Genomic DNA, 26,318 nt, shown 5'->3' with positions numbered 1-26,318 from the left:
CCAGCATGAGACCGGAGCCGCGCGCAGGCAGCACGAACTCCGGCCGACACAGGAGACGCACATGAACAGCGGCCCCAGCAGCGGCGCAAGCAAGCAGGTGATCCTGCATATCGGCGCAGGCTCGTTCCATCGCGCGCATCAGGCCTGGTATCTGCATCGCCTCAATGAAGCGCGGCAACCCACCGATCCGCACTGGTCGCTGACCGTCGGCAACATCCGCAGCGACATGAACGCCGTCGCGGACGCGCTCGCCGCACAGAACGGCGTCTACACGCTCGAAACCGTCACGCCGCAAGGCAAGCGCGCCTATGAAACGATCCGCTCGATCGAGCGCGTGGTGCCGTGGTCGCCGAATCTGGACGCGCTCGTGGAAGCGGGCGCCGATCCGGCGTGCAAGATCATTGCGTTCACGGTCACGGAAGGCGGCTATTACCTTGACGAGCACGACCGGCTCGACACGGTCAACCCCGACCTCGCCGCCGATCTGAACGGTGCGCGCACCACCATCTACGGCGCGCTCGCCGCGATTCTCGAAGCGCGCATGCAGCGCAACGCGGGCCCCGTGACGCTGCAGACGTGCGATAACCTGCGCAGCAACGGCGAGCGCTTCCGCGCAGGCATGACGCAGTTCCTCGACGGGCGCGGCGCGAGCGTGCTGCGTCAGTGGTTCGATACGAACACGGCATGTCCCAACTCAATGGTCGATCGCATCACGCCGCGGCCGACACCCGACGTGCGCGAGCGCGTGAAGGCAGCAACAGGCGTCGACGACGCATGCCCCGTGATGGGCGAATCGTTCATCCAGTGGGTAATCGAAGATCACTTCATCGCGGGGCGGCCCGCGTGGGAACAGGTCGGTGCGGAACTCGTCGAATCGGTGCTGCCGTACGAAGAAGCGAAAATCCGCATCCTCAACGCGACGCATAGCTGCATCGCGTGGGCGGGTACGCTGGTCGGCCTGTCGTTCATCCACGAAGGCACGCTCGATCCCGAGATCCGTCAGTTTGCGCACGACTACGTGACGCAAGACGTGATTCCGTGCCTCACACCCAGTCCGCTCGATCTCGCGAAGTATCGCGACGTCGTGCTCGAACGCTTCGGCAATCCTTATATCCAGGACACGAATCAACGTGTCGCCGCCGATGGTTTCTCGAAGATTCCCGGCTTCATCGCGCCGACGCTATCCGAGTGCTTCGCGCGCAAGGTCGAGCCGAACGCAACGGCAATGCTGCCCGCGCTCTTCTTGCGCTTCCTCGACCGATGGCAGCGCGGCCAGTTGCCATACACATATCAGGACGGCGTGATGGACGAAAGCGTCGCGCGCGGCTTCTTCAAGGCAGGCGATTCCGTCCAGGCATTCTGCGCGGACCGGCTGCTGTGGGGCAGCATGGCGGGGTCGGCTGCGCTCGAAAGCGTGGTGCGTTCGGCACTCGGACGCGTCGACGCATGGCTCGACAAGCGCCGCAAATAAACCCTTAAACATTCGCAATCTCATGGCCGCGCATGAACGCTGTTCACGCGCGGCCGCTCCCATTGATCGCCGCTCGCGACGCCTCGCGCCCGTCAGGTCTTTTGCGCATGGCATCGCACGCGGCATGCGGCTAAAGTAGCGCATCTCCTACCGACGAAGGTTTCGCGCCCATGTATCTCGGCATCGACCTCGGCACGTCCGAAGTGAAAGTTCTGCTGCTCGCGTCCGATGGACGCGTGGTCGGCACGGCAGGTTCTCCGTTCACCGTTTCGCGGCCGCATCAACGCTGGTCGGAACAGAATCCGTCCGACTGGTGGCAAGGCACGCGCACCGCGCTGTTCGCGCTGCGCGAGCGCTTTGCGGAACAGTTCGCGCAGATTCGCGGTATCGGCCTGTCGGGACAGATGCACGGCGCCGTCCTGCTCGATCACGAAGACCGCGTGCTGCGTCCGGCAATTCTGTGGAACGACATGCGCGCCGTCGAAGAATGCGACGAGCTGTATCGCCGCGCGCCGGACCTGCATCGGATCGCCGGCAATCTGGCGATGCCCGGTTTCACTGCGCCGAAACTGTTGTGGGTCGCGCGTCATGAGCCCGAGATTTTCCGGCAGACGGCGTGCGTGCTGCTGCCGAAGGACTACTTGCGCCTGCAACTGACGGGCGACAAGGTCTCCGATCCGTCCGACGCCGCCGGCACGCTCTGGCTCGATGTCGCGCAGCGCGACTGGTCCGACACGCTGCTCGCAGCCTGTCACCTGAACCGCTCGCACATGCCGCGTCTCGCCGAAGGCAGCGCGCCATCGGGCATGCTGCGCGCCGAACTCGCACGCGAACTCGGCTTGCGCGAACCCGTCGTGGTCGCGGCAGGCGGCGGCGACAACGCAACGAGTGCGATCGGCATCGGCGCAACGCAGCCGGGCGACGGCTTCGTGTCGCTCGGCACGTCGGGCGTGCTGTGCGTGATCGGCGACAGCTTCCGGCCGAATCCCGAATCCGCCGTGCACGCGTTCTGTCACGCGATCCCCGATCGCTGGCATCAGATGAGCGTGGTGTTGTCGGCGGCGAGCTGCCTGCGTTGGGTCTGCAAACTCACGTCGACCGACGAGCCGACGCTGCTCGCGGAAGTCGACAAGCTGCCGGACGAAACGCTCGTCACCGCACCGCTCTTCCTGCCGTACCTCTCGGGCGAGCGCACGCCGCATAACGATCCGTACGCGCAAGGCGTGTTCTTCGGCATGACGCACGCCACCGACCGCGCGCTGCTGGGCTACGCGGTCCTCGAAGGCGTGACGCTCGCACTGACGGACGGCCTCGACGCGTTGCGCGCCGCGGGCACGGAAGTGAACGCGCTGTCGCTGCTCGGCGGCGGCGCCCGCAGCAATTACTGGGCACAACTGCTCGCCGATTCGCTGAATACGACCACACGCAAGCATGGCGGCGGCGAAACGGGCGCGGCACTCGGCGCGGCGCGTCTGGGCTGGCTCGCGGCCGGCGGCGATCCCGCCAAGGTGCTGACCAAGCCGCCCATCGAAGCCGAATTCACGCCGAATCCGCAGCGGCACGCGGTGCTGCGCGAGCGGCTCGCCAGCTATCGCGCGTTGTATCGTCATGTGAAGCCGATGTTCGCGCCCGCGCGAGAAGCGAACACCGCGTAATGCGGATATGAAGCACATTGCGATGAACGCCACACGCATGCAACGCACCGGAACGCCCGTTAAGGGCTTCCTGGTGTCACGCGCTCCGGCGCAATCCTGACCGCCCACATCGTGCCCAAGTCCACTGAAAAACTCGATCTCGCAACGCGCGCCGCCTGGCTCTATTACGTCGCCGGCAATACGCAAAACGAGATCGCGGAAAAACTGCAGGTGTCGAGGCCCGTCGCGCAGCGGCTCGTCGCGTTCGCCGTCGAAAAGAATCTGATCCGGGTGCGCGTCGATCATCGGCTCGCCGACTGCCTGTCGCTGGCCGATCAGCTGTCGAAGCGCTACGGCCTGTCGATGTGCGAAGTCGTCCCCGTCGACAACGACAAGCCGGAAGAGATCGACCGCAAGCTCGCCGTCGCAGGCGCGCAGGTGATGGAGCGCTATCTCAACGAAGAACGGCCGATGGTCGTCGCGGTGAGCAGCGGCCGGACGCTGAAGGCCGTCGTCGATCAGGTCGGGCAGCTGGAGCGGCCGCAGCACCGGCTGGTGTCGATGGTCGGCGCGATTGCGCAGGACGGCTCGTCCAACCGCTACGACGTTGCGCTGCACATCTCCGAGAAGACGGGCGGCAAGCACTTCCTGCTGCCCGCGCCGCTGATCGCCGATAGCGAGGCGGAACGTGCGCAGTGGTGCAATCACCGTTTGTACCGGATCGTCGAATCGCTGTCCGGCGAGGCCGATGTCGCGTTCGTCGGCATCGGCAACATCGGCCTGCATTGTCCGCTGCATGAAGACGGCTTCATCACGTCCGATGAAGTCGAGGAACTGGTGTCGCTCGGCGCCGTGGCCGAACTGCTCGGCCTGCCGATCGACGCGGACGGCGCACGCGTCGAATCGCCGACGGGCCGCCGTGTGACCAGCTTGCGGCTCGATTCACCGCCGAAGCGTCCCGTCATCGGCTTCGCGGGCGGCGAACGCAAACGTAATGCGGTGATTGCCGCGTTGAAGGGGGGCTGGCTGTCGGGACTGGTGACCGACGAGCTGTGTGCGCGCGCCGCGCTGAATCACGAGAATGGAGCGGCGACGCGCTAATCCGCCCGGCGTCGGAAGCGCTGTGCGGTTATAGCGCTTCGAGCGCGCCGCGTACGGATTCGACCACGGGCGTCCAGTCGCCCAGAACCTGCTGCCGGAACAGGCGCGCGGTCGGATACCACGGGCTGGTGTCGCCCGACATCATCCAGCGCCAGTCGGCCTGCTTCGGCAGCAACACCCACACCGGCTTGCCGAGCGCACCCGCCAGATGCGCGACGGATGTGTCGACGGTAATGACAAGGTCCAGCGACTCGATCAGGGCCGCCGTCGCGTGGAAGCTGTCGAGCCACTCGCCGAGCGCGCAGATCGGCCAGCGATGCGCAACGCCATCCAGCTGCGATTCGGGTGCGCCCTTCTGCAGCGCGAACCACGCAAAGCCGCGCACGGAAGCGAGCGGCTCGAGCGCGGCGAGGGGCGCCGAACGGTAGACATCGAGGTAGTGCTGCGGGTTGCCCGCCCACACCAGGCCGACTCGCCTGTTTGAACCCGCCGCCTGCCCGATCCGCGCGCGCCATGCATCGACCTCGGCTTCTGCCGCGGACAGATACGGCACGGCATGCGGAATCGCCTCGTCGTCGAGCCACGTCGGCACGCTCATCATCCTGCAGTAGTAGTCGTAGCCGCTCGTCGGCGCCTGCGTGAGGACGCGCTGCACACCGCGCATGCGCGCAAACAACGGCGTCAGTTCGTCGCTCGTCCAGACGTCGACGGTTGCGCCCAGATCGTGCAGCACGCCGGCGTATCGGATGAACTGCAACTGATCACCCGCGCCCTGCTCGCGCGCCAGCAGAAAGCGCTTGCCGTCGAGCGGCTCGCCCTCCCACTCGGGAAAATCGAGCGGCGGGTAATCGTGCAGCCCGCTCTGCGTCGTCTTGCGATGCTCGTAGCTCGTCCAGCCCTTGCGGAAATTCCCGCGCCGCAATTCCGACATCCCGAGCAGCTTGTGGGCGTTCGACAGATCCGGTGCAATTTCAATTGCGCGGCGAAGATGTTCGTCGGCTTCGTCATAGCGCGACAGGCAGGTCAACGTGAAAGCGATGTTGTTGAGGAGCGTCGGTGAATGCGGCAAGACTTCGAGCGCGCGCTGGTAGCGGAGCACAGCTTCTTCGAACTTCAACTGGCCGTCGATCGCGAAGGCAATGCCAAACAACGCGTGCACGTTTTCCGGCTCCTGCCGCAGCGCGCGTTCGAAACACGCTGCCGCGTCGGCGTGGCGGCACACCGCGTTGAGCGTCAAGCCGAGGCCGAGCAATACGCGCATATCGTCAGGTGCAAAGCGCGCCGCGTATTCATACGCGGTCACCGCTTCATGCGGACGCGCGAGGGTCTCGAGCATGTCTGCGCTGCCAAGCGCCGCTTCGACATCGCCGTCGTCCAGCGCGAGCGCCCGCTGAAAGCTGGCCAGCGCTTCTTCCGGCTTCGACAGACGACGCAGCGCCTTGCCCAGATTGCAGTGAGCAAGCGCATCGTGCGGCGCACATTCGGTTGCCCGGCGAAAGAAGTGAGCGGCATCTTCATGGTCGCCACGCGAAAGCGCCGCGATGCCTCGATCGTTCAGACAGTCGGCGTGATCCGGCTGCAGCGCGAGCGATGCGTCGAAGCACTCGATCGCCCGTTCGACTTCCTGGCGCTGCAGATGCAAAACGCCGAGCATGTAGCGCGTGTTCGCGTCGTCGGGTTGCAGGTCGAGAATCGCGCGATACGCCTGCCCGGCGCGATCGAGATCGCCCGCGCGATGCAGCGCCAGCGCATGCTCGACGGACGCCGGAGAAGTGTTGTCGTATATGAGGAGGGAGGCGTTGTGCATGGCGTCTTGAGTCGGCCGCACGCGAATGTTTGCGCAATCTGACGCAATTGCGGGAGACGTGCCGGGCGGGAATGGACGGGTGCCGGACAGAACCACCTGAACAACGGCTCAGATGCACGCTGCCAGACAATGCACAATTTTGATATGGGATACGGCGCGGAACTATCGGACAAGTCCGAGTCTTTCATAAAGCAAAGCGCCGTTGCAGCGATAGCAACGGCGCCCTGTTTGCGATGTAACGCGGTGAATCAGGCCGCCAGCACCTCGACGATCTTGCGCTGGAATGCACTACCGTCGCTGTCGAACAGATGGCAATGATCGGCCGTTGCGCCGAGGCGCAACGTTGCGCCCTTCTCGTGCCGTTCGAGCGGCGGAATGCGCGCAATCAGACCGTCGGGCGCCACGCTGCTTTCGGCGTACAGATACGCCGCATCGCCAAGCGATTCGACAGCCATGATGCGCGCCGACACGCCGTAGTCCTGCACGTCGATATGCAGATGCTCCGGGCGAATGCCGACCGTCACCTTGTCGCCTTCTTTCGCGCGGCCCGGCTCGACCAGCACGAGCTGCGTCTCGCCCGTTTCGTATTTGACGAGAACGCCGCTCGCCGACACCGACTGCACGACACCTTCGAGAAAGTTCATCTTCGGTGAGCCGATGAAGCCCGCGACGAAGCGGTTCGCCGGCGCGTGATACAGCGTGTTCGGGCTGCCGACCTGCTCCAGATTGCCCGCCGACAGCACGACGATCTTGTCCGCGAGCGTCATCGCTTCGACCTGATCGTGCGTCACGTAGATCATCGTGGTCTTCAGCTCGTCGTGCAGGCGCGCGAATTCGAGGCGCATCTTCACGCGCAGCGCGGCGTCGAGGTTAGACAGCGGCTCGTCGAACAGGAACACCTTCGGCTTGCGCGTGATCGCCCGGCCGATGGCAACGCGCTGCCGCTGGCCACCCGACAGCTGCTTCGGCTTGCGCTCGAGCAGGTGATCGATATGCAGGATCTTCGCGGCATTGCGCACGGCAGCGTCGATCTCCGGTTTCTTCGTGCCCGCGAGCTTCAGGCCGAATGCCATGTTGTCGTACAGCGTCATGTGCGGATAGAGCGCGTACGACTGGAACACCATCGCAATGCCGCGCTTGGCGGGCGGCACGTCGTTCATGCGCGTGCCGTCGATATGCAGATCGCCGCCCGAGATGTCTTCGAGGCCGGCAATCATCCGCATTAGCGTGGACTTGCCGCAGCCGCTAGGGCCGACGAACACGACGAACTCGCCGTCCTGGATGTCGAGGTTGATGTTGCGCATCACCTCGTTGTCGTCGTAGGCCTTTCTGATGTTGCGCAGCGTTACGCTTGCCATGATGTGTCTCCAATGTCGACGGGCATTGGCGCTCCAGCGCTTAATCCCGTCCCGTACGAAATATTTGCAGTCCCTGCTACATCGAGTTCTTACGCCGTCACGCGATGCAGCCATCGCTCGACGAGTTCCGGCAAAAGCTTCATGTCGTCGAAAATGTGCTGCGCGCCGAGCCGCCGCAACGTGCCGACCTGCTCGTCGCTCGCGTGCCCGCCGCCGATGAACCCGTACACCGTCATGCCCGCCGCCGTCGCGGCCGTCACGCCTGCCACGCTGTCCTCGATCACGAGACACGCTTGCGGGTCCACGCCGATTGCGCGTGCAGCGGCCAGATAGACGTCGGGCGCGGGCTTCGGCGCCTCGACGGTATCCGCGCAAAACAGACGGCTGCCGAAGTGCTTCACAAGACCCGTGCGCTCCAGCACCGCTTCGACGTAACCGCGGTCGCTGTTGCTCGCGCAGGCCTTCGTCAGCGGGATTTGCGCGAGTGCCGCGTCGATGCCTTCGACCATCGGCGCCTTGACGGCCGACGCGCCGACCGACACGCGGATCGCGTCGATGTCATCCGCCGTCAGCGCCATGCCGAGCGCGGAGGCCGCGCCTTGCAGCACGCGCTCGGTGCGCAGCCCGAGCAACGGCATCACGACGGGTGCGATGTCGAGGCCTGGCCAGCGCGCTTCGAGTTGCTGCACGATGACCGTGGCCGCGACGGCTTCGCTGTCGATCAGCACGCCGTCGCAGTCGCAGATCAGCGCGAGGTTCGCGTCGGTTCTGATGTCCGTCACTTGACTGCCCCGAAGGTAAGGCCACGCACGAGCTGTTTCTGCGAAACCCAGCCGACGATCAGGATTGGCGCGACGGCCAGCAGCGACGCCGCCGACAGCTTCGCCCAGAACAGACCTTCAGGACTCGAATACGACGCGATGAACACGGTCAGCGGAGCAGCGTTGGAACTGGACAGGTTGATGCTCCAGAATGCCTCGTTCCACGACAGGATCACCAGCAACAGCGCGGTCGATGCGAGACCCGGCAACGACATGGGCATCAGCAGGTAGACGATTTCCTGCCACGTCGCCGCGCCGTCGATGCGTCCCGCTTCGAGAATGTCGCGCGGAATTTCGGCGAAGTACGTGAACGACATCCACACGGCAATGGGCAGATTGATCAGCGTGTAGACGATCACGAGTCCGCTGACGGTATCGAGCAGGCCGCTGTTCTTCCACAGCAGATAGATCGGCACCAGCACGCCGACGGACGGCATCATTTTGGTCGACAGCATCCACAGCAGCACTTTCTGCGTGCGGCGCGTCGGGAAGAACGCCATCGCGTAGGCGCACGGCACGGCGAGAATCAGACACAGCAGCGTGACGCCGACGGAGATCAGGATCGAGTTCCACGCGAAGCCGAAGTAATTGCTGCGCGCAAAGACTTCGCGAAAGCTCTCCAGCGTCGGCGTGAAGAACAGCGACGACGCGTAAGCCTGCTGCTCCGTCTTGAATGCCGTGATCGTCATCCAGAAGATCGGGAAGAACAGCAGCAGCGCGATGAACCACGCGAGGATGCCCGGAATGCTGCGGCCGACGACCGCGAGCGGCGAATTGGCTTTCGTCGGTTTCGTCGTGACAGGTGTAGCGGCAAGCTGGCTCATTTTTCGTACTCCCCTTTCAGGTTCTTCGCGAGCATGCGCACGAGGAAGAACGACACGATATTCGCGAGCACCACGGCGAGAATCCCGCCTGCGGATGCAAGGCCGACGTCGAACTGTTGCAGGCCGAGCGCATAGATCAGGTACGACAGGTTGGTGGTCGCGTTGCCTGGACCGCCGCCCGTCGTCGTGTAGATTTCGGCGAAGATCGACAGCAGGAAAATGGTTTCCATCATCACGACGACAGCGATCGCACGCTTCAGGTGCGGCAGCGTGATGAAGAAGAACATCGCGAACGGGCCGGCGCCGTCGATCTTCGCTGCTTCCTTCTGCTCCTGGTCGAGCGACTGGATCGCGGTGAAGAGAATCAGGAACGCGAACGGCAACCACTGCCACGCGACGATGATGATCACGGATGTCAATGGATAATCCGCGAACCAGTCGACCGGCGCGAGCCCGACGGCACGCATGCCGTCCGCCACCAGCCCGTACACCGGGTGCAGGATCATGTTCTTCCAGATCAGCGCGGAGACAGTCGGCATCACGAAGAACGGCGCGATCGCGAGTAACCGCGCGATACCCTGCCCGTAGAACTTGCGGTCGAACAGCACCGCGAGCAGCACGCCGCCGACCACGGTGATGACCAGCACGGCGACGATCAATTCCAGCGTATGGGCGATCGACGGACCGAAGGCCGGGTCGCTGGCGAGGTACTTGTAGTTATCGAGCCCCGTGAAGCCCTTTTCATCGGGGTTCAGCAGGTTGTAGCGCGAGAACGAAAACCAGATCGTCATCGCGAGTGGAATGGCCATCCACAGGACGAGGACGCCGACGGATGGGCTCACCAGCCAGCGCGCATGCGCGGCCTTGCGCTCTTCGCGCTCGTGTTCGGTCTGGGGTTCGGCATGCATGAGGGGTAGACGCAAGTGTTGACGCATGATGGACCACCTCTTGGGTAGTGCGCGGGCCGCGGGGCGTGCGGCTCACTGTGCTGCCAGGAGTCCGGCTGACGATGCAGTTGAACTGCACTGTCGGCCGGCGTTGTGCATCGGTTCCGGCTGGGTACTGCTTCCCTGCCAGGCTACGGGAAGGTCTTGCGCACGCCGTCCGCGCGCGGTGACGCAGACGGCATGCCAATTTCACAGAAGGTATTGCTTCAGGCTCACTTCTGATAGCCCGCCTGCTTCACGGCGCGGTCGGCCGTTGCGTTGCCCGCTGCCAGCGCCTGATCGACCGACATCTGGCCCGCCACCGCACCCGAGATGCTCTGGCCGACCACCGTGCCGAACGACTGGAACTCGGGAATACCGACGAACTGCACGCCCGTGTACGGCACGGGCTTTGCCGTCGGATGCGTCGGATCGGCTGTTTCGATGGCCTTCAGCACGAAGTCGGCGAACGGCGCGGCCTGCTTGTATTCAGGGCGTGCATACGTCGACTGACGCGTACCCGGCGGCACCGATGCCCAGCCTTCATCCTTCGCGGCGAGTTCGATGTACTGCTTCGACGTCGCCCACGTGATGAACTTCTTGGCCGCATCGGTCTGCTTCGACGACTTCGGAATTGCCAGCGCCCACGCCCACAGCCAGTGCGAGCCGTTCGGCGTTGCTTGCGTGGGTGCAGCCGCGAAGCCGACCTTGTCAGCGATCTGCGATTGCTGCTTGTTATAAAGCATGCCGGCCGCGACCGTCGCGTCGATCCACATCGCACACTTGCCCGACGACATCAGCGTGAGGTTTTCGTTGAAACCGTTCGAGCTGGCTCCGGGAGGACCGTCCTTCTTCAACAGATCGACGTAGAACGACACCGCCTTCTTCCATTCCGGTGTGGTCAGCTGCGCGTGCCACTTTTCGTCGAACCAGCGTCCGCCGAAGGTGTTCACGAGCGTCGTCACGTAGGCCATGTTCTCGCCCCAGCCGGCCTTGCCGCGCAGGCAGATGCCGTAGGTGCCCGCGGATTTGTCGGTGAGCTTGTCGGCGAACTGGGCGATCTGGTCGTAGGTCGGGTTATCGGGCATCTTCAGGCCCTTCGCCGCGAACAGATCCTTGCGGTAATACGTCATCGAGCTTTCGACGTAGAAGGGCAGCGCGTACAGCGAGCCGTTGTAAGAAAGACCGTCGCGCGCCGTCTTCACGACGTCGTTCAGATCGTAATCGGCGGGCAGATCCGTGAGCGGCGTGAGCCAGCCGCGCTTGCCCCATTGCGGCGTTTCATACGCGCCGATGGTCATCACGTCGAACTGGCCGCTGCCCGTCGTGATGTCCGTCGTCGCGCGCTGACGCAGCACGTTTTCTTCCAGAATCACCCAGTTGAGCTTGATGTCGGGATTCGCTTTCTCGAATGCCGGCGACAGCTTCTTCAGCTCGATCATGTCCGGGTTGTTCAATGTCGCGATCGTCACGGTCGCCGCGTTGGCGCCGAAAGCAGCGCACGCGAGCGCCGCGGCGCCGAATGCGTTGAGCGCGGGTTTGCAGGTGGGCTTCATCGTTTGTCTCCTTTATTCGTACTTGCGTTTTGGTACGTGACCGGCGGTTGCGTGTGCGCCGGGTAGCGGTTGCGGCGAATGAATGCCCGTCAGCTCATCCAGTTGCCGCCGTCGACATTCAGGGTTTGCGCGGTGATGTAATCCGCATCGGACGATGCGAGGAACAGCGCCGCCCCCGTCAGATCCGCGGGCAGTCCCATTCTGCCCAGCGGCACCGCTTCACCGACGAGACGCTTCTTCTCGCCGAGCGGCCGGTTTTCGTAACGCGCGAAGAGCGCATCGACCTGGTCCCACATTGGCGTATCGACGACGCCCGGTGCGATGCCGTTCACGTTGATCTGGTGCGGCGCGAGCGCGAGCGCGGCCGACTGCGTATAACTGAGCACGGCAGCCTTGGTCGCGCAGTAATGCGACACAAGCGCCTCGCCGCGGCGGCCCGCCTGCGACGACATGTTGACGATCTTGCCACCGTGGCCCTGCTCGACCATGCGCTGCGCGACGGCCTGCATCAGAAAGAACATGCCTTTCACGTTGACCGCGAAGAGCTTGTCGAAGATGTCCCAGGATTCGTCGAGGAGCGGCCGCATGTCGAACAGCGCCGCGTTGTTGAAGAGAATATCGATCTGGCCGAAACGCTGCACCGTTTGCTCAACGATGCGCCCGATGTCGTCACGCTTCGTCACGTCTGCGCTCAGGGTCAGCACGCGATCGCCGTCCGATTCGCGTAGCGCGTGCGCGAAATCGCTCGCCGGCTTCACGTCCACCAGTACGCAGTGCGCGCCCTCTTCCAGATACCGCCGGGCCACCGCCTCTCCGATACCGCTCGCCGCGCCCGTGAGAATCGCCACCTTGCCTTGCAGTCGGGCTGTCACAACCTGTCTCCGATTCGTTTGATTCTTCGATCGACGTTTCGATCAGCACGAGCTAACGCCCGGTAATCGAGCAATTGCTCTCGTTGTGATCGAATGATCGGATACGCGTCCGGTCATGTCAAGGCGCGCCGTGCAATTTCGATGGTGCAGCGCGGCACCACCGACAGGCTCGTCTACGGCCGTCTCATTAAGAATCGGCGATGACGTTGCAACGGGCAATGACATTTTTTTCGAGATACGTTATATCATTGCGCCTTCATTCAATCGGTTGCTTCCGGAGTTCGTCCGATGACCCGCTCGTCCCGTCTTCATTCCGCCGTTGCCGGCGATCAGGCGGCGCGGCTCGCGCATAAGCTGGCGCGAGCCGATGCGCTCGCCGCCGAGCGCGGTCTCGCGCTGACGACCCTGCGCCGCCAGGTCTACACGCTGATCGCAGAGAGCGAGCGCCCCGTCGGCGCGTACGATCTGCTCGCCGCGCTGGAACCGCAACGCGGCCGCGTGCCGCCGACGACCGTCTATCGCGCGATCGAATTCCTCGTCGAGCATGGCTTCGTGCATCGGATCGAATCGAAGAACGCATTTTTCGCGTGCTGCCAGATGGGCGAGCCACATCAGAGCCAGTTCCTCATGTGCGACGCATGCGGCGAAACCGTCGAGATTCCCGGCGACAGGCTGGCCGCGCAGTTGTCGCGCAGCGCGCCCGCCCAGGGATTCGAGGTGCATCACCAGGTCGTCGAGTTGAGCGGACTGTGCGCCGCCTGCAAGCACGGCCACGCCTGACGCCCACACGCGCTTTCCCATGCAATCCAGACGCCTCTCAGGCAAAAGGTTATCCCGATGAAGAAGAACAATTCGATGTGGAAGCTTCTGACGCGCGCCGTCGCATCGACGCTGTTTGCTGTCGCTTTCGGCCAGGCCGCGCATGCGCAGGACGCGAAAATTACCGTCGTCGCGGCGGAGAATTTCTATGGCGACGTCGCGCAGCAACTGGGCGGCGACCGCGTCGAAGTGACGAGCATTCTCAGCAATCCGGATCAGGATCCACATCTGTTCGAAGCGAGCCCGAAGACGGCTCGCGCGTTGCAGCATGCGAACCTTGTCGTCTACAACGGCGCCGACTACGATCCCTGGATGGTGAAACTGCTGAGCGCATCGAAGAACGACAGGCGCAAAACGATCGTCGCAGCGGAACTCGTCGGCAAGAAGAGCGGCGACAACCCGCACCTGTGGTACGACCCGTCGACGATGCGCGCCGTTGCGCGTGCGGTGAGCGCGGCGCTCGCGTCGGCTGATCCTTCGCACAAGGCGGCGTATGATGCGAACCTCGCGAAGTTTCTCGGCTCGCTCAAGCCAATCGACGACAAGGTTGCGGCGCTGCGCAGTCAGTACGCGCACGTGAGCGTGACGGCAACGGAGCCGGTGTTCGGCTACATGTCGGATGCAATCGGCGTCGACATGCGAAACCAGCGCTTCCAGCTGGCCGCGATGAACGGTACGGAAGCGAGCGCGTCGGATATCGCCGCGTTCGAGCGCGATCTTCGCGAGCAACGTGTGCGCGTTCTCATCTATAACAGCCAGGCAACCGAGGCTCTGACCCGACACATGCTGAAACTCGCGCAGCAATCGCATGTGCCGACGGTGAGCGTGACGGAGACGCAACCCGCCGGCCAGAGCTACCAGCAATGGATGCTGGCGCAACTCGATGCGCTCGGCAACGCGCTCGCCGCAAGCAACCTCAGCAGCACGAACAAGGGAAAGACTCCATGAACACGCCTCGCCGCCAGGCATCGTCGGGCACGACCCCCGTGCTCGAACTCGATCGCGTGACGCTCGAACTCGGCGACCGAACGATCCTGCGCGACACCAGCTTCACGATCAACCAGGGCGAATTCATCGGCGTGCTCGGGCCCAACGGCGCGGGCAAGACGACCCTGATGCGCTCGGTGCTCGGCCTCGTGCCGGCGGCGGGCGGTACGGTGCGCGTGCTCGGCCAGCCCGTCGTGCGCGGCAATCCGTCAATCGGCTATATGCCGCAGACGCGCAGCGCGCTCGCCGGCCGGCGCGTGCGCGGTCGCGACTTCGTGGCGATGGCTGCGGACGGGCATCGATGGGGCTTGCCGCATGCCGACGCCAAGGCGCGCGCCGATGTCGACCGTGTGCTGGACCTGGTTGACGGCAGCGCGCTGGCTGCACGTCCGCTGTCAGAGCTGTCGGGCGGCGAGCGCCAACGGCTGCTGCTCGCGCAATGCCTGCTCGGCAATCCGCGTCTGCTGCTGCTCGACGAACCGCTGATCAGCCTCGATCCGCATCATCAGAAAACCGTCGTCGAACTGGTCAAGCGTGTGCAGCAGGAACTCGGCATCGCCGTGCTGTTCTCGGCGCACGAACTCAATCCGCTGCTGCATGCGCTCGACCGCGTGCTGTATCTGGGCAATGGCGTGGCGGCGCTCGGCACCGTCGATGAAGTGATCACGAAGCCGGTGCTCTCGCGCCTTTACGGTTCGACCATCGATGTGATGCGCGTGAACGGCCGCATCTTCGTGATGTCGGGCGATTTCGATGTCGAAAAGCACGATCACGAACACGAAGACGACGACCATCAACACGGCGAGCCGCACGGCCACGGGCATTCGCATGGCCCGAAAGAAGCCCACCACCACGCCTCACGCGACGGACACACGCACGATGTTTGAATACGATTTCATGGTGAACGCCTTCGCGGCGTCGGGGATTGTGGCCGTGCTGTCGGGCATCGTCGGGTACTTCCTCGTGATGCGCGGGCAGACCTTCGCGGGGCACGCGTTGTCTCACGTCGGCTTCACGGGCGCAACGGGCGCGGTGCTGATCGGTATTTCGCCGATCTGGGGGATGATAGGCTTCACGCTCGCGGCGGGCGTCGGCATGGGCGCGCTCGGCGAAAAGCTGGCGGGCCGCGATGTGGCCATCGGCGTGATCCTGTCGCTCGCGCTTGGCTTCGGCCTTCTGTTTCTGCACTTCTTCACCGCCTATGCGACGCAGGTCACGGCGCTGCTGTTCGGCAACGTGCTCGGCGTCAGTTCGTCGACGCTCGCCGTGCTTGCCGCGCTTGGCGTCGTCAGTCTGATCGCGCTGGCCGCAATCATGCGCCCGTTGCTGTTTGCTTCGCTGCAGCCCGAGCTGGCGGAAGCGAAAGGGGTGTCGCTGCGGCTCGTGTCGGTGCTGTTTCTCGCGATCGCGGCGCTCGCCGTCGCCGCATGCACGCAGATCGTCGGCGTGCTGCTCGTGTTTACATTGATGGTCGGACCGGCCGCCGCCGCGCAAAACCTGTCGACGCGGCTCTCTGTCGGACTCGTGCTCGCTGCGCTGCTCGCACTCGCGCAGGCGTGGATCGGCGTGACGCTCGCCTTCTATACCGACTGGCCGACGAGCTTCTGGATCACGCTGCTCGCGGCGCTGGTATACGGCGCGAGTCTGCTGGTGCAACATGCGCGCAGATAGCGCGAAAAGAAACGGGGTGGCTAAAGGAGCCACCCCGTTTTGCTTTCTACACTTGCGGCCCGCAACTTCAGCCGAGCAGCACCTTCGCGTGATGGGCGAGGTGGTCCTCGATGAACGTCGAAATGAAGAAGTAGCCGTGGTCGTAGCCCTCATGCCGGCGCAGCGTGAGCGGCTGATCGGCTGCCTTGCACGCGGCTTCGAACACGTCGGGGTTCAGCTGCTGCGCGAGAAAGTTGTCGGCGAGCCCCTGATCCACCAGAATCCCTTCGGCAAACTTGCGTGAGGCCTTGCCGACGAGTTCGCTTGCGTCGTAGTGCTTCCACGCTTCGCGATCGGCGCCCAGGTAACCGCTGAACGCTTTCTCGCCCCACGGACAGCGCGTCGGCGCGGCAATCGGCGCGAACGCCGACACGGACCGATAGATGTCCGGATTGCGCAAAGCCAGCATCAGCGCGCCATGACCGCCCATCGAGTGGCCAAAGATGCCAAGCCGCGCGCCGTCGACGGGCAATTCGTTGACGACCGTCTCGCGCAGCTCGTCACGCACGTATGAATACATCCGATAGTGCTTCGACCAGGGTTCCTGCGTCGCATCGACGTAGAAGCCCGCGCCGACGCCGAAGTCCCACGAGTCCGTCTCGCCCGGCACGCCTGCGCCGCGCGGACTGGTGTCGGGCGCGATCAGCGCGATGCCGTGCTGTGCGGCGAAGCGCTGCGCGCCCGCCTTGATCGGAAACGTCTCTTCGGTGCAGGTCAGCCCGGCCAGATAAAACAGCGCCGGCACCTTCTTCTGCGACGCCTCTTTCGGCATGAAGACGGAAAAGCGCATCGGCAAGCCGATCGCCTTCGACTCGTGGCTGTAGATACGCTGCGTGCCGCCGAACGACGCGTGCGATTCGATCAGTTCGAGCATCGCGCGCTCCTTTAGTAGATGACGACGGAGCGGATCGACTCGCCCTTCTTCATCAGGTCGAAGCCTTCGTTGATCTGATCGAGCTTCAGGTGATGTGTGATCAGGTCGTCGATATTGATCTTGCCTTCCATGTACCAGTCGACGATCTTCGGCACATCGGTGCGGCCCCGCGCGCCGCCGAACGCCGAGCCCTTCCACTCGCGGCCCGTGACCAGCTGGAACGGACGCGTGCTGATTTCCTGACCGGCCGCCGCCACGCCGATGATGAACGACTGGCCCCAGCCCTTGTGCGTGCACTCGAGCGCCTGGCGCATCAGCGTCGTGTTGCCGACGCATTCAAACGAGTAGTCCGCGCCGCCGTCAGTCAGTTGCACGATGTGATCGACGACGTTCTCGACCTCGTTCGGGTTGATGAAGTGCGTCATGCCGAACTTCTTCGCGAGTTCGACGCGGCCCGGGTTGATATCGACGCCGATGATCTTGTCGGCCCCTACCATTTTGGCGCCCTGGATCACATTGAGGCCGATGCCACCCAGACCGAACACGACGACATTCGCACCCGCTTCCACCTTCGCCGAATACACGACCGCGCCGACACCCGTCGTCACGCCGCAGCCGATGTAGCAGACCTTGTCGAACGGCGCGTCTTCACGAATCTTCGCGACCGCGATTTCCGGCACGACGATGTAGTTCGAGAACGTGGACGTGCCCATGTAGTGGAACAGCGGCTTGCCGTCGAGCGAGAAACGCGAGGTCGCATCGGGCATCAGGCCCTTGCCCTGCGTCGCGCGGATCGCCTGACACAGGTTTGTCTTGCGCGACAAACAGAACTTGCATTGACGGCACTCGGGCGTGTAGAGCGGAATGACGTGATCGCCCTTCTTCAGCGTGCCGACGCCGGGGCCGGTATCGACAATCACGCCTGCGCCCTCATGACCGAGAATCGCGGGGAAGAGCCCTTCCGGATCGGCGCCCGACAGCGTGTAGTAGTCGGTGTGGCAAATACCCGTCGCCTTCACCTCGATCAGCACCTCACCGGCGCGCGGACCTTCGAGATCGACTTCTTCGATCGTCAACGGTGCGCCTGCTTTCCATGCGATTGCTGCTTTCGTCTTCATCGTGAATGCTCCTGTAGTTCCTTGAACCTGTTACCCGCCGTTCTTGCGAATCCGCGTGCGGGTTGCCTTGAACCGTTGCGGCCCGCATTGTCGCTCACGCACGCGCGCCGCGCTCCGAACATGATCGCGCATCTGCAGGCCGCGTGAATGGCAAGCCGCGTCGCGCGATTGTCCTCATGCGACGGCGCGTGCGTCATCTGGACAGCTGCGCGAACCAGGGCTCGACGCGGCCGTAAAGATCGATGAAGCGTGCGTAACGCGCGGCGAGTTGCGCGTCGCCCTGCGGCCCGGCGACGCGCGTTGCCGCAGGAGCCAGCGCAGCAAGGTCGCCCGCGTGCCAATGGCCGGCAGCGATGCCACCGAGCAGGGCGGCGCCACGCGCCGCCGCGTTCGGGCAATCGACGGCGTGCAGTTCGACCTGCAACGCATTGGCTAGCAACTGCCGCCAACGCGGATCGACCGAGCCGCCGCCCGCCAGCCTCAACGCCGATACACGCGCACCGCTCTGCCGGATCGAATCGAGTCCTGCGCGCAACGAGAACGCGACGCCTTCGAACGCCGCGCGCATCATCGCGCCCCGCGACGTGCCCAGTGCAAGGCCCAGCCATCCGCCACGCGCGGCGGGATTCAGCCACGGCGTGCGCTCGCCTGTGAGATACGGGAGAAACGTGAGGCCGGGTGAGACATCGGACTCGAATGCGTCACGGTAGGCGTGCTGCCATTCATATGACAGCCAGCCGCGCACGGCTTCGAGCGCAACGCCGACATTCTGCATCGCGGCCATCCGATACCAGTGATCCGTCGCCGCCCGATAGCGATGTAGTCCCGGCACCGCGTCGGGCTCGTCCGTCGCGAGTACGAGAATCTGGCCACCCGTGCCCGTCGTCAGCAGCGCGTCGCCGTCGCCTGTCAGTCCGCTGCCTAGCGCAGCGCATGGGGTGTCGCCAGCACCCGTCGCAAGCAAAACGCCCGCGGGCAAACCGAGCGCCTGAGCCGCTTCATCCGACAGCGTGCCGCCCGCGGCATACGACGGCGCTAGCGGCGCGAACCATTCGCCCGGCAAGCCAAGCCGGTCGAGCAACGCGCGATCCCAGGCGCCGGACGGTTCGGCGAGCGCTGTCGCGCAAGCATCCGAGGGGTCGCTCGCGATCGCTCCGCCTAGCTTCAGGCGCACCCAGTCTTTGGGCTGCATCGCCCAGCGTGCAGCCAGAATCGATTGCGGTTCGTGCAACGCGACCCACCGCAACAGCGGACCAGCCATGCCCGGTGCAACGGGATTGGGCTGAGGCGCGGGCCATGCATCCAGCAAGGACAACGCGCGCGTGTCGGGCCAGAGCATCGCGGGCCGCACGGCGTTGCCATGCGCGTCACTCAGTACGACACCATGCATCTGACCGGAAAAGCCGATTGCTCGCACCGCGCTGCGTTGGGCGTCGGGAAAGCGCGCGGCAGCTTCGCACAGCGCGCGCCACCAGATCAGCGGGTCGATCTCCGCCCAACCGGGATGCGGCGTGTCGATTGCATAGGCGATGCTCGTCGAGCACTGCTCGCGGCCTTCGTCGTCGATGATCGCGAGCTTCAGTGAACCTGTACCGAGATCGATGCCAAGAAAGGACATGAATGCGATGCGTTGAGTAAGCGGTTGCGATGGATGGTCTTTTTGCGCACTGCATGGACCTTGCGTGTGCCTGCTTTGCGCGGCAGACGGCGGACAGGCATTGTCACACGTCACGCTCGCCCGCGAGGGTTAACCCACCCCTGATTTCGCGCACGCCGAAAACGCATTATGTGCGAACCGCAATACACATCATATGGGCACAGATACGTCGCGGCAGAAGGCCCTGTTGATGAATTTCCGGCAAGCCACCACGGCATAAGGGATTCCGGCGAATTTGCGCGTTCTCGCCTAACCAGCGTGTTCCAAATCTGGTTCACGCATATCGTCGCGGTAAAGGTTGAAATAGGCAGCCGTGGTCTTGTGGCGTCTTTTCGTCCCGCATACCTTGGAGTCATCCCAAAACGAGATGTGGAGAGAGACAAGATGCACTCGAACACGGTTCATCCGTGCGACGAGCGACTGCCCTTCGGCCAGTTGCTGACGCTCGGCATTCAGCACGTACTGGTGATGTACGCAGGTGCCGTCGCGGTGCCGCTGATTATCGGCAGCGCGCTCAATCTGCCGAAAGAGCAAATCGCCTTTCTGATCAGCGCCGATCTTTTTTCCTGTGGGATCGCTACGCTGATCCAGACGCTCGGCCTGTGGATATTCGGGATCCGGCTGCCTGTGATCATGGGTTGCACGTTCGCCGCCGTCGGTCCGATGGTTGCGATCGGCACGAATCCGAACCTCGGCATACTCGACATCTTCGGCTCGACTATTGCGGCCGGCGTGATCGGCATCGTCGTCGCACCGATGATCGGCAAGCTGCTGCGCTTCTTCCCGCCCGTCGTGGTGGGCGTGGTGATCTCGGTGATCGGGCTTTCGCTGATGGAAGTCGGCATCAACTGGGCAGCGGGCGGCGTCGGCAATCCGGATTACGGCAATCCCGTCTATCTCGGCCTGTCGCTCGTCGTGCTCACGCTGATTCTGCTAATCAACAAATTCGGCAAGGGCTTCATCGCGAATATTTCCGTGCTGCTCGGCATCGTCGCGGGCTTCGTGATTGCCGCACTACTGGGCCGCGTGAACATGGAAGGCGTGACGAACGCGCCGTGGGTCGGCTTCGTCATGCCGTTCCACTTCGGCCTGCCGCACTTCGATCCGCTTTCCATTGCGACGATGGTGACCGTGATGTTCGTCACGTTCATTGAATCCACAGGGATGTTCCTCGCGGTCGGGGACATGGTGGAGCGTCCCGTCGACCAGAAGACGCTTGTTCGCGGGTTGCGCGTGGACGGCCTCGGCACGCTGATCGGCGGCATCTTCAACTCGTTCCCGCACACGTCGTTCTCGCAAAACGTCGGTTTGATCGGCGTGACGGGCGTGAAGAGCCGTTTTGTGTGCGCGATGGGCGGTGTGATACTTGTGCTGCTCGGCCTGTTCCCGAAGATGGCTCAAGTGGTCGCGTCCGTGCCCGCCTTCGTGCTGGGCGGCGCAGGCATTGTGATGTTCGGCATGGTGGCCGCGAACGGCATCAAGGTCCTGTCGAAGGTCGACTTCGTGAAGAACCATCACAACCTCTTCATCGTTGCTGTGAGCATCGGTCTCGGACTCGTACCCGTCGTCTCGCCGCACTTCTTTTCCAGGCTGCCGCCCGCATTGTCACCGCTTCTGCACAGCGGCATTCTGCTGGCGTCGGTTTCGTCCGTCGTGCTTAACCTGATCTTCAATGGCGTGAAGGGCGAACGCACCGCCAAGCGCGAGATTCGCCGCGCTGGCCACGACTTCGACGGACGCGGCAGCAATGACAATGCCATCGCCGGCGACGACATGCTGCGTGCCGCCGACATGCATTAAGCAGACGCCGCGACAAACGCAACGTGCGTTCGGCCCCAGATCCCGAGCCTCCTTCATCAGATTGATCTGCTTCGCCGACCGATCCCGTTTCGATGCTAGCGCCTGGAAACGATCTGGAGAACCGAACTGACCGCGAGGCCTGACCATCAGGCCAGCGTTTGCACGAAGCGCGCAAAAAAAACGCCACGGCATGCCGTGGCGTTTTGCAGTCGGAAAAGAAGCTTCCGTCGCTCGAACCCGGTGGGTCAGCCCGCCGTCGCGGCCGAAGCGGCAACAGGCGCGCTGGCCGCGCCGTAATCGACAGGCGCGTCCGCCGGACGCGGCTGATCGCCTGCATGTTCGATCCAGCCGCCGCCGAGCGCCTTGTACAGATCGACGAGGTTCGTCAGACGCTCCATGCGCGCCGTGATCAGCAGCTGTTGTGCGCTATACAGGCTGGTCTGCGCGGTCAGCACCGCGAGATAGCTGTCGACGCCATTCCGGTAACGCAGGTCCGACAGATCCAGTCGACGCTGTTCCGCGAACGTATCGCGTTCGAGCGCCTTGATCTGCTCATCGTAGGTGCCGCGCGCCGCGAGCCCGTCGGCCACCTCGCGAAACGCCGTCTGAATCGCCTTTTCGTACTGCGCGATCTGGATGTTCTTCTCGACGTTGGCGAGATCCAGGTTCGCGATGTTCTGGCCGCCTTCGAAGATCGGCAGCGTGATCGTCGGCGCGAAGCTCCACGCCGCCGAACCTGGCTTGAACAGCCCGCCGAGTGTCGGGCTCAGCGTGCCGAAGCTGCCCGTCAACGAAACCTTCGGGAAGAAGGCCGCGCGCGCCGCACCGATATTCGCGTTGGCCGCCAGCAGGTTCTGCTCGGCCTCCATGATGTCGGGACGTCGCGTGAGCAGATCCGACGGCAGACCGGCCGGAATGTCCGTCAGCAGATTCTGATCGTCGAGGATAAGTCCGCTCGGCATATCAGACGGCAACGGCTCACCAACAAGGAGAACAAGTGCGTTCTCAGCCTGCGCCCGCAAACGCGCCTGCGACTGCAGGTTCGCAGTCGCCTGCTCGACAACGGTCTGAGCCTGACGCAGGTCGAGTTCAGAACCCGTACCCGTGTCGTACTGCAACTTCGTGATCCGATAAGACTCTTGCGCGCTCTTAAGCGTGTTCTCCGTGACCTTCAGCAGATCGTCATAGGCCAGCACGGTCATGTACTGATCCGCGACCGATGCGACCAGCGCGATTTCCGCCGCCTTGCGTGCCTGTGCCGTCGCCAGATACTGCGCGAGTGCCTGGTCCTTCAGGCTGCGAATCCGGCCGAAGAAGTCGATTTCCCACGAAGCATTCAAGCCGACCGAATACTCGTTGGAAATCGTATTGCCGAACACCGACAGATTCTTCGGCGTGCGCTGCTTCGTCTGCGACGCGGAAGCGTCGAGCGCCGGGAACAGCGCCGCGCGCGCAATCTGATATTGCGCGCGCGAAGCCTCGATGTTCAGCACCGACACGCGCAGATCGCGATTGTTCTTCAGCGCGATCTCGATCAGACGTTGCAGGCGCTGATCGACGAAGAAGTCGCGCCAGCCGATCTCCACCGCCGGCTGGCCGTTCGCCGAGCGCGCGCCCGCACCGGGCACGGGTTGCGTCGCGTACACGCCGTCGCTCGGGAACGTGCCCGAAACGGGCGCGGCCGGCTGGTGGTACGTCGGCTCCATCGTGCAGCCCGTGGCGAACAGCGCGACGGCCACTGCCATCAACGAATATTTATGCATCTCAATGTCCTCAGCTGGCGTTGCCCGGGCCGCTGCCGCCTGGCGGTTCATGCGGATGGTGCTCGTTGTAGTGCTTCATCGCTTCGTCCGGGTCTTCCTTCTCGCCCGTGAACTTCGCGCGAATCACCACGAAGAACATCGGGATCATGAAAATCGCGAGGAAGGTCGCCGTCAACATACCGCCGATCACACCCGTACCAATTGCATGCTGGCTGGCCGAACCCGCGCCGTTGCTGATCGCAAGCGGCAGCACGCCGAGAATGAACGCGAGGGACGTCATCAGGATGGGACGCAACCGCAGACGCGCCGCTTCCAACGCCGCTTCCACCGGCCCCATGCCTTCGCCCTGCTGCAACTCTCGCGCGAATTCCACGATCAGAATGGCATTCTTCGCGGACAGCCCCACCGTCGTCAGCAGACCGACCTGGAAGAACACGTCGTTCTCCAGCCCGCGCAGTGTCGCCGCGAGCAGCGCGCCCAGCACGCCGAGCGGCACCACCATGATCACCGAGAACGGAATCGACCAGCTTTCATACAGTGCGGCAAGACACAGGAACACGACGAGGATCGAGATGCCGTACAGGATCGGCGCCTGCGAACCCGACTGTCGCTCCTGGAACGACAGACCCGTCCATTCATAGCCGATACCCGCCGGCAGCTTCGCCGCGATCGCTTCCATCGCCGTCATGGCTTGACCCGTCGACTTGCCGGGCGCCGCCTGGCCCTGGATTTCCACGGCCGAAATGCCGTTATAGCGCTCGAGCTTGGGGGAACCGTAGGTCCACTGGCCGCTTGCGAAGGCCGAGAACGGCACCATGCTGCCCGCCGTATTGCGCACGTACCAGTCGCTCAGATTCTCGGGCGTCATACGGAACGGTGCGTCGGCTTGCAGGTACACCTTCTTGATCCGGCTGTCCGTATCGAGGAAGTTGTTCACGTACGCCGATGCCCATGCGATCGAGAACGTCTGGTCGATGGTCGAGAGGCTCACGCCTTGCGCCGCCGCCTTTTCGTGATCGATCGACACCTTGAACTGCGGCGTGTCGTTCAGACCGTTCGGACGCACCTGTGCGAGCGTCGGATCTTTCGCGGCCATGCCGAGCAGCTGGTTACGCGCCGCCATCAGCTTTTCGTGGCCAAGGCCCGCGCGGTCCTGCAGCTCGAAGTCGAAGCCCGACGCCGTACCCAGTTCCGGAATGGACGGCGGATTGACCGGGAACACGACCGCGTTCTTGTAGCCCGCGAAGTGCATGTACATCCGTCCGACCAGCGCCTGAACCTTCTGGTTCGCGTGCTGACGTTCCGCGTAGTCCTTCATCCGCACGAACACGAGACCCGAATTCTGGCCGCGGCCCGCGAAGCTGAAGCCGTTCACGGTGAACGTCGATTCGACGATCGACTTCTCGTCGTTCAGCAGCCAGTCGGAGATGTCCTTCAGGGCGCGCGCCGTGGTTTCCTGCGTCGAGCCGGACGGCGTCTGCACCAGCACGAACATCGTGCCCTGGTCTTCATCCGGCAGGAACGACTTCGGCAAACGCACGAACAGCAGACCCACCGCGACGATCACCACCAGATAGATGATGAGCCAGCGGCCCGAGCGCTTGATCACGTGATGCACGCCCGAGTGGTATTTGTCGCGGCTCCTGTCGAAGGTCTTGTTGAACCAGCCGAAGAAGCCCTTCTTCTCTTCGTGATGGCCCTGCGGGATCGGCTTCAGGATCGTCGCGCACAGCGCCGGCGTGAGAATCAACGCGACCAGCACGGAAAGCACCATCGCCGCGACGATCGTCAGCGAGAACTGACGATAGATCGCGCCGACCGAACCGCCCGAGAACGCCACCGGCACGAACACGGCCGACAGCACCAGCGCGACGCCGATCAGCGCGCCCGTGATCTGGTCCATCGCCTTGCGGGTTGCGTCTTTCGGCGACAGGCCCTCCTCGGACATCACCCGCTCGACGTTCTCCACGACCACGATGGCATCGTCCACCAGCAGGCCGATAGCGAGCACTAGACCGAACATCGACAGCACGTTGATCGAGAAACCCACGGCGCTCATGATCGCGAACGTGCCCAACAGCACCACGGGCACGGCGATCGTCGGGATCAGCGTGGCGCGCAGGTTCTGCAGGAACAGGTACATGACCAGGAACACGAGCACGATACCTTCGAGCAGCGTCTTGACCACTTCTTCGATCGACAGTCGCACGAACGGGGTCGTGTCGTACGGGTACTTCACGACGAGACCATGCGGGAAGTACTTCGAGAGCTGGTCGATCTTGTCGCGCACGGCCTTCGCCGTCGCCAGCGCGTTGGCGCCCGTCGCCAGCTGGATACCGAAGCCCGCCGTCGGCTGACCGTTGTACTTGGTGTCGAAATTGTAGTTTTCGCCGCCCAGCTCGATGCGTGCGACGTCCTTGATGCGCACCTGCGAGCCGTCCTGGTTGACCTTCAACAGCACGTTGCCGAACTGCTCGGGCGTGGTCAGCAGCGTCGCTTCGCTGATAGTGGCCTGCAGCAGCTGGCCCGGAATCGACGGCGTGCCGCCGAGCGAGCCGCCCGCCACCTGGACGTTCTGCGCCTGCAACGCCGTTTCGACGTCGACGGGCGTGAGGCCGAAGTTGGTCAGCTTGTGGGCGTCGAGCCAGATCCGCATCGCATACTGCGAGCCGAACAGCGTGACGGTACCCACGCCGTCGATACGGCTGACGGGGTCCTGCACGTTCGACGCGACGTAGTTCGCGAGGTCGTACTTGGTCATGCTGCCGTCCGTCGACACGAACGCCATGACCAGCAGGAAGCTGCTGCTCGACTTCGTGACCTTCGTGCCGAGCTGCTGCACCACCTGCGGCAGCAACGGCGTCGCGAGCTGCAGCTTGTTCTGCACCTGCACCTGCGCGATGTCCGGGTTGGTGCCCGCCGCGAACGTCAGCGTGATGGTAGCCGTGCCAGAGTCGTCCGAAGTCGACGACAGGTACAGCAGGTGGTCGAGACCGCTCATCTGCTGCTCGATCACCTGCGTGACGGTGTTTTCAACCGTTTTCGCCGATGCGCCCGGGTAGGTCGCGCTGATCTGCACGGCGGGCGGCGCAATGGTCGGATATTGCGCGACGGGCAGTGTGAAGATCGACGCCAGACCCGCCAGCATCAGAATGATGGCGATCACCCAAGCAAAGATCGGGCGATCAATAAAAAACTTTGCCATGAAGCAGGCTCCCTT

General features: G+C 63.8%; 20 protein-coding genes. 8 read left to right on the top strand and 12 right to left on the bottom strand.

The features are described from left to right. The first annotated feature begins 61 nt into the window (after positions 1 to 61). From dalD to BPHY_RS02490, 3 genes are all read left to right on the top strand, one after another. Positions 62 to 1,471, top strand: coding sequence for a D-arabinitol 4-dehydrogenase (gene dalD / locus BPHY_RS02500; protein WP_012399915.1), 1,410 nt, complete (start codon positions 62 to 64; stop codon positions 1,469 to 1,471). 170 nt (positions 1,472 to 1,641) lie between these two features. Further along, on the top strand, positions 1,642 to 3,126 hold the full coding sequence (gene xylB / locus BPHY_RS02495; RefSeq protein WP_012399914.1) for a xylulokinase: 1,485 nt from the start codon (positions 1,642 to 1,644) through the stop codon (positions 3,124 to 3,126). 111 nt (positions 3,127 to 3,237) lie between these two features. Further along, positions 3,238 to 4,206, top strand: a complete 969-nt coding sequence (locus tag BPHY_RS02490) for a sugar-binding transcriptional regulator (protein WP_012399913.1) — start codon at positions 3,238 to 3,240, stop codon at positions 4,204 to 4,206. 28 nt (positions 4,207 to 4,234) lie between these two features. On the opposite strand, the gene BPHY_RS02485 is transcribed toward BPHY_RS02490, so the two are convergent. The 7 genes from BPHY_RS02485 to BPHY_RS02455 form a co-directional block, all read right to left on the bottom strand. Continuing rightward, positions 4,235 to 6,013, bottom strand: coding sequence for a tetratricopeptide repeat protein (locus tag BPHY_RS02485; RefSeq protein WP_012399912.1), 1,779 nt, complete (start codon positions 6,011 to 6,013; stop codon positions 4,235 to 4,237). Positions 6,014 to 6,261: 248 nt separating this feature from the next. Next, positions 6,262 to 7,371, bottom strand: coding sequence for an ABC transporter ATP-binding protein (locus tag BPHY_RS02480; protein WP_012399911.1), 1,110 nt, complete (start codon positions 7,369 to 7,371; stop codon positions 6,262 to 6,264). A gap of 89 nt (positions 7,372 to 7,460) precedes the next feature. After that, positions 7,461 to 8,153, bottom strand: a complete 693-nt coding sequence (locus BPHY_RS02475) for an HAD family hydrolase (RefSeq protein ID WP_012399910.1) — start codon at positions 8,151 to 8,153, stop codon at positions 7,461 to 7,463. Then, a complete protein-coding gene (locus BPHY_RS02470; RefSeq protein WP_012399909.1) occupies positions 8,150 to 9,016 on the bottom strand; it encodes a carbohydrate ABC transporter permease in 867 nt (288 codons plus the stop codon). The genes BPHY_RS02475 and BPHY_RS02470 overlap by 4 nt, the downstream gene beginning before the upstream one ends. Beyond that, positions 9,013 to 9,951, bottom strand: a complete 939-nt coding sequence (locus BPHY_RS02465) for a carbohydrate ABC transporter permease (protein ID WP_012399908.1) — start codon at positions 9,949 to 9,951, stop codon at positions 9,013 to 9,015. The genes BPHY_RS02470 and BPHY_RS02465 overlap by 4 nt, the downstream gene beginning before the upstream one ends. 224 nt (positions 9,952 to 10,175) lie before the next feature. Next, positions 10,176 to 11,498: an ABC transporter substrate-binding protein gene (locus tag BPHY_RS02460; protein ID WP_012399907.1), complete on the bottom strand. Its 1,323-nt coding sequence runs from the start codon at positions 11,496 to 11,498 to the stop codon at positions 10,176 to 10,178. Between the two features lie 89 nt (positions 11,499 to 11,587). Next, a complete protein-coding gene (locus tag BPHY_RS02455; RefSeq protein WP_012399906.1) occupies positions 11,588 to 12,370 on the bottom strand; it encodes an L-iditol 2-dehydrogenase in 783 nt (260 codons plus the stop codon). A 288-nt stretch (positions 12,371 to 12,658) separates the two neighbouring features. Between BPHY_RS02455 and BPHY_RS02450 the strand changes: the two genes are divergently transcribed. The 4 genes from BPHY_RS02450 to BPHY_RS02435 are packed head-to-tail and all read left to right on the top strand — an operon-like array spanning position 12,659 to position 15,847. After that, positions 12,659 to 13,150 carry a Fur family transcriptional regulator gene (locus BPHY_RS02450; RefSeq protein WP_012399905.1) on the top strand — a complete coding sequence of 164 codons (492 nt, stop codon included), beginning with the start codon at positions 12,659 to 12,661 and terminating at the stop codon, positions 13,148 to 13,150. Between the two features lie 57 nt (positions 13,151 to 13,207). Further along, positions 13,208 to 14,137 (top strand): metal ABC transporter solute-binding protein, Zn/Mn family, encoded by a 930-nt coding sequence (locus BPHY_RS02445; protein WP_012399904.1) that lies wholly within the window; start codon positions 13,208 to 13,210, stop codon positions 14,135 to 14,137. Then, a complete protein-coding gene (locus tag BPHY_RS02440) occupies positions 14,134 to 15,063 on the top strand; it encodes an ABC transporter ATP-binding protein (RefSeq protein WP_012399903.1) in 930 nt (309 codons plus the stop codon). Before BPHY_RS02445 ends, BPHY_RS02440 begins: the two co-directional genes overlap by 4 nt. Continuing rightward, on the top strand, positions 15,056 to 15,847 hold the full coding sequence (locus tag BPHY_RS02435) for a metal ABC transporter permease (protein WP_012399902.1): 792 nt from the start codon (positions 15,056 to 15,058) through the stop codon (positions 15,845 to 15,847). The genes BPHY_RS02440 and BPHY_RS02435 overlap by 8 nt, the downstream gene beginning before the upstream one ends. Positions 15,848 to 15,914: 67 nt before the next feature. Here BPHY_RS02435 and fghA read toward each other — a convergent pair whose 3' ends face one another. The 3 genes from fghA to BPHY_RS02420 form a co-directional block, all read right to left on the bottom strand. Then, positions 15,915 to 16,760, bottom strand: coding sequence for an S-formylglutathione hydrolase (gene fghA / locus BPHY_RS02430; protein WP_012399901.1), 846 nt, complete (start codon positions 16,758 to 16,760; stop codon positions 15,915 to 15,917). An 11-nt stretch (positions 16,761 to 16,771) separates the two neighbouring features. Next, entirely contained in the window at positions 16,772 to 17,878 is a 1,107-nt protein-coding gene (locus BPHY_RS02425; RefSeq protein WP_012399900.1) for an S-(hydroxymethyl)glutathione dehydrogenase/class III alcohol dehydrogenase, read from the bottom strand. Positions 17,879 to 18,071: 193 nt separating this feature from the next. Beyond that, complete coding sequence (locus BPHY_RS02420; protein ID WP_012399899.1) at positions 18,072 to 19,496, bottom strand: xylulokinase; 1,425 nt, start codon at positions 19,494 to 19,496, stop codon at positions 18,072 to 18,074. A gap of 423 nt (positions 19,497 to 19,919) precedes the next feature. Here BPHY_RS02420 and BPHY_RS02415 point away from each other — a divergent pair, with 423 nt between their 5' ends. Next, a complete protein-coding gene (locus tag BPHY_RS02415) occupies positions 19,920 to 21,335 on the top strand; it encodes a nucleobase:cation symporter-2 family protein (RefSeq protein WP_012399898.1) in 1,416 nt (471 codons plus the stop codon). A 245-nt stretch (positions 21,336 to 21,580) separates the two neighbouring features. On the opposite strand, the gene BPHY_RS02410 is transcribed toward BPHY_RS02415, so the two are convergent. Both BPHY_RS02410 and BPHY_RS02405 read right to left on the bottom strand, forming a co-directional pair. Further along, complete coding sequence (locus tag BPHY_RS02410; protein WP_012399897.1) at positions 21,581 to 23,098, bottom strand: efflux transporter outer membrane subunit; 1,518 nt, start codon at positions 23,096 to 23,098, stop codon at positions 21,581 to 21,583. Positions 23,099 to 23,108: 10 nt separating this feature from the next. Next, complete coding sequence (locus tag BPHY_RS02405; RefSeq protein WP_012399896.1) at positions 23,109 to 26,303, bottom strand: efflux RND transporter permease subunit; 3,195 nt, start codon at positions 26,301 to 26,303, stop codon at positions 23,109 to 23,111. Between the last annotated feature and the right edge of the window lie 15 nt (positions 26,304 to 26,318).

The sequence above is a fragment of the Paraburkholderia phymatum STM815 genome (genome assembly GCF_000020045.1).
Lineage (GTDB): Bacteria > Pseudomonadota > Gammaproteobacteria > Burkholderiales > Burkholderiaceae > Paraburkholderia > Paraburkholderia phymatum.
This window is presented reverse-complemented; position numbering and strand designations above follow the sequence as displayed.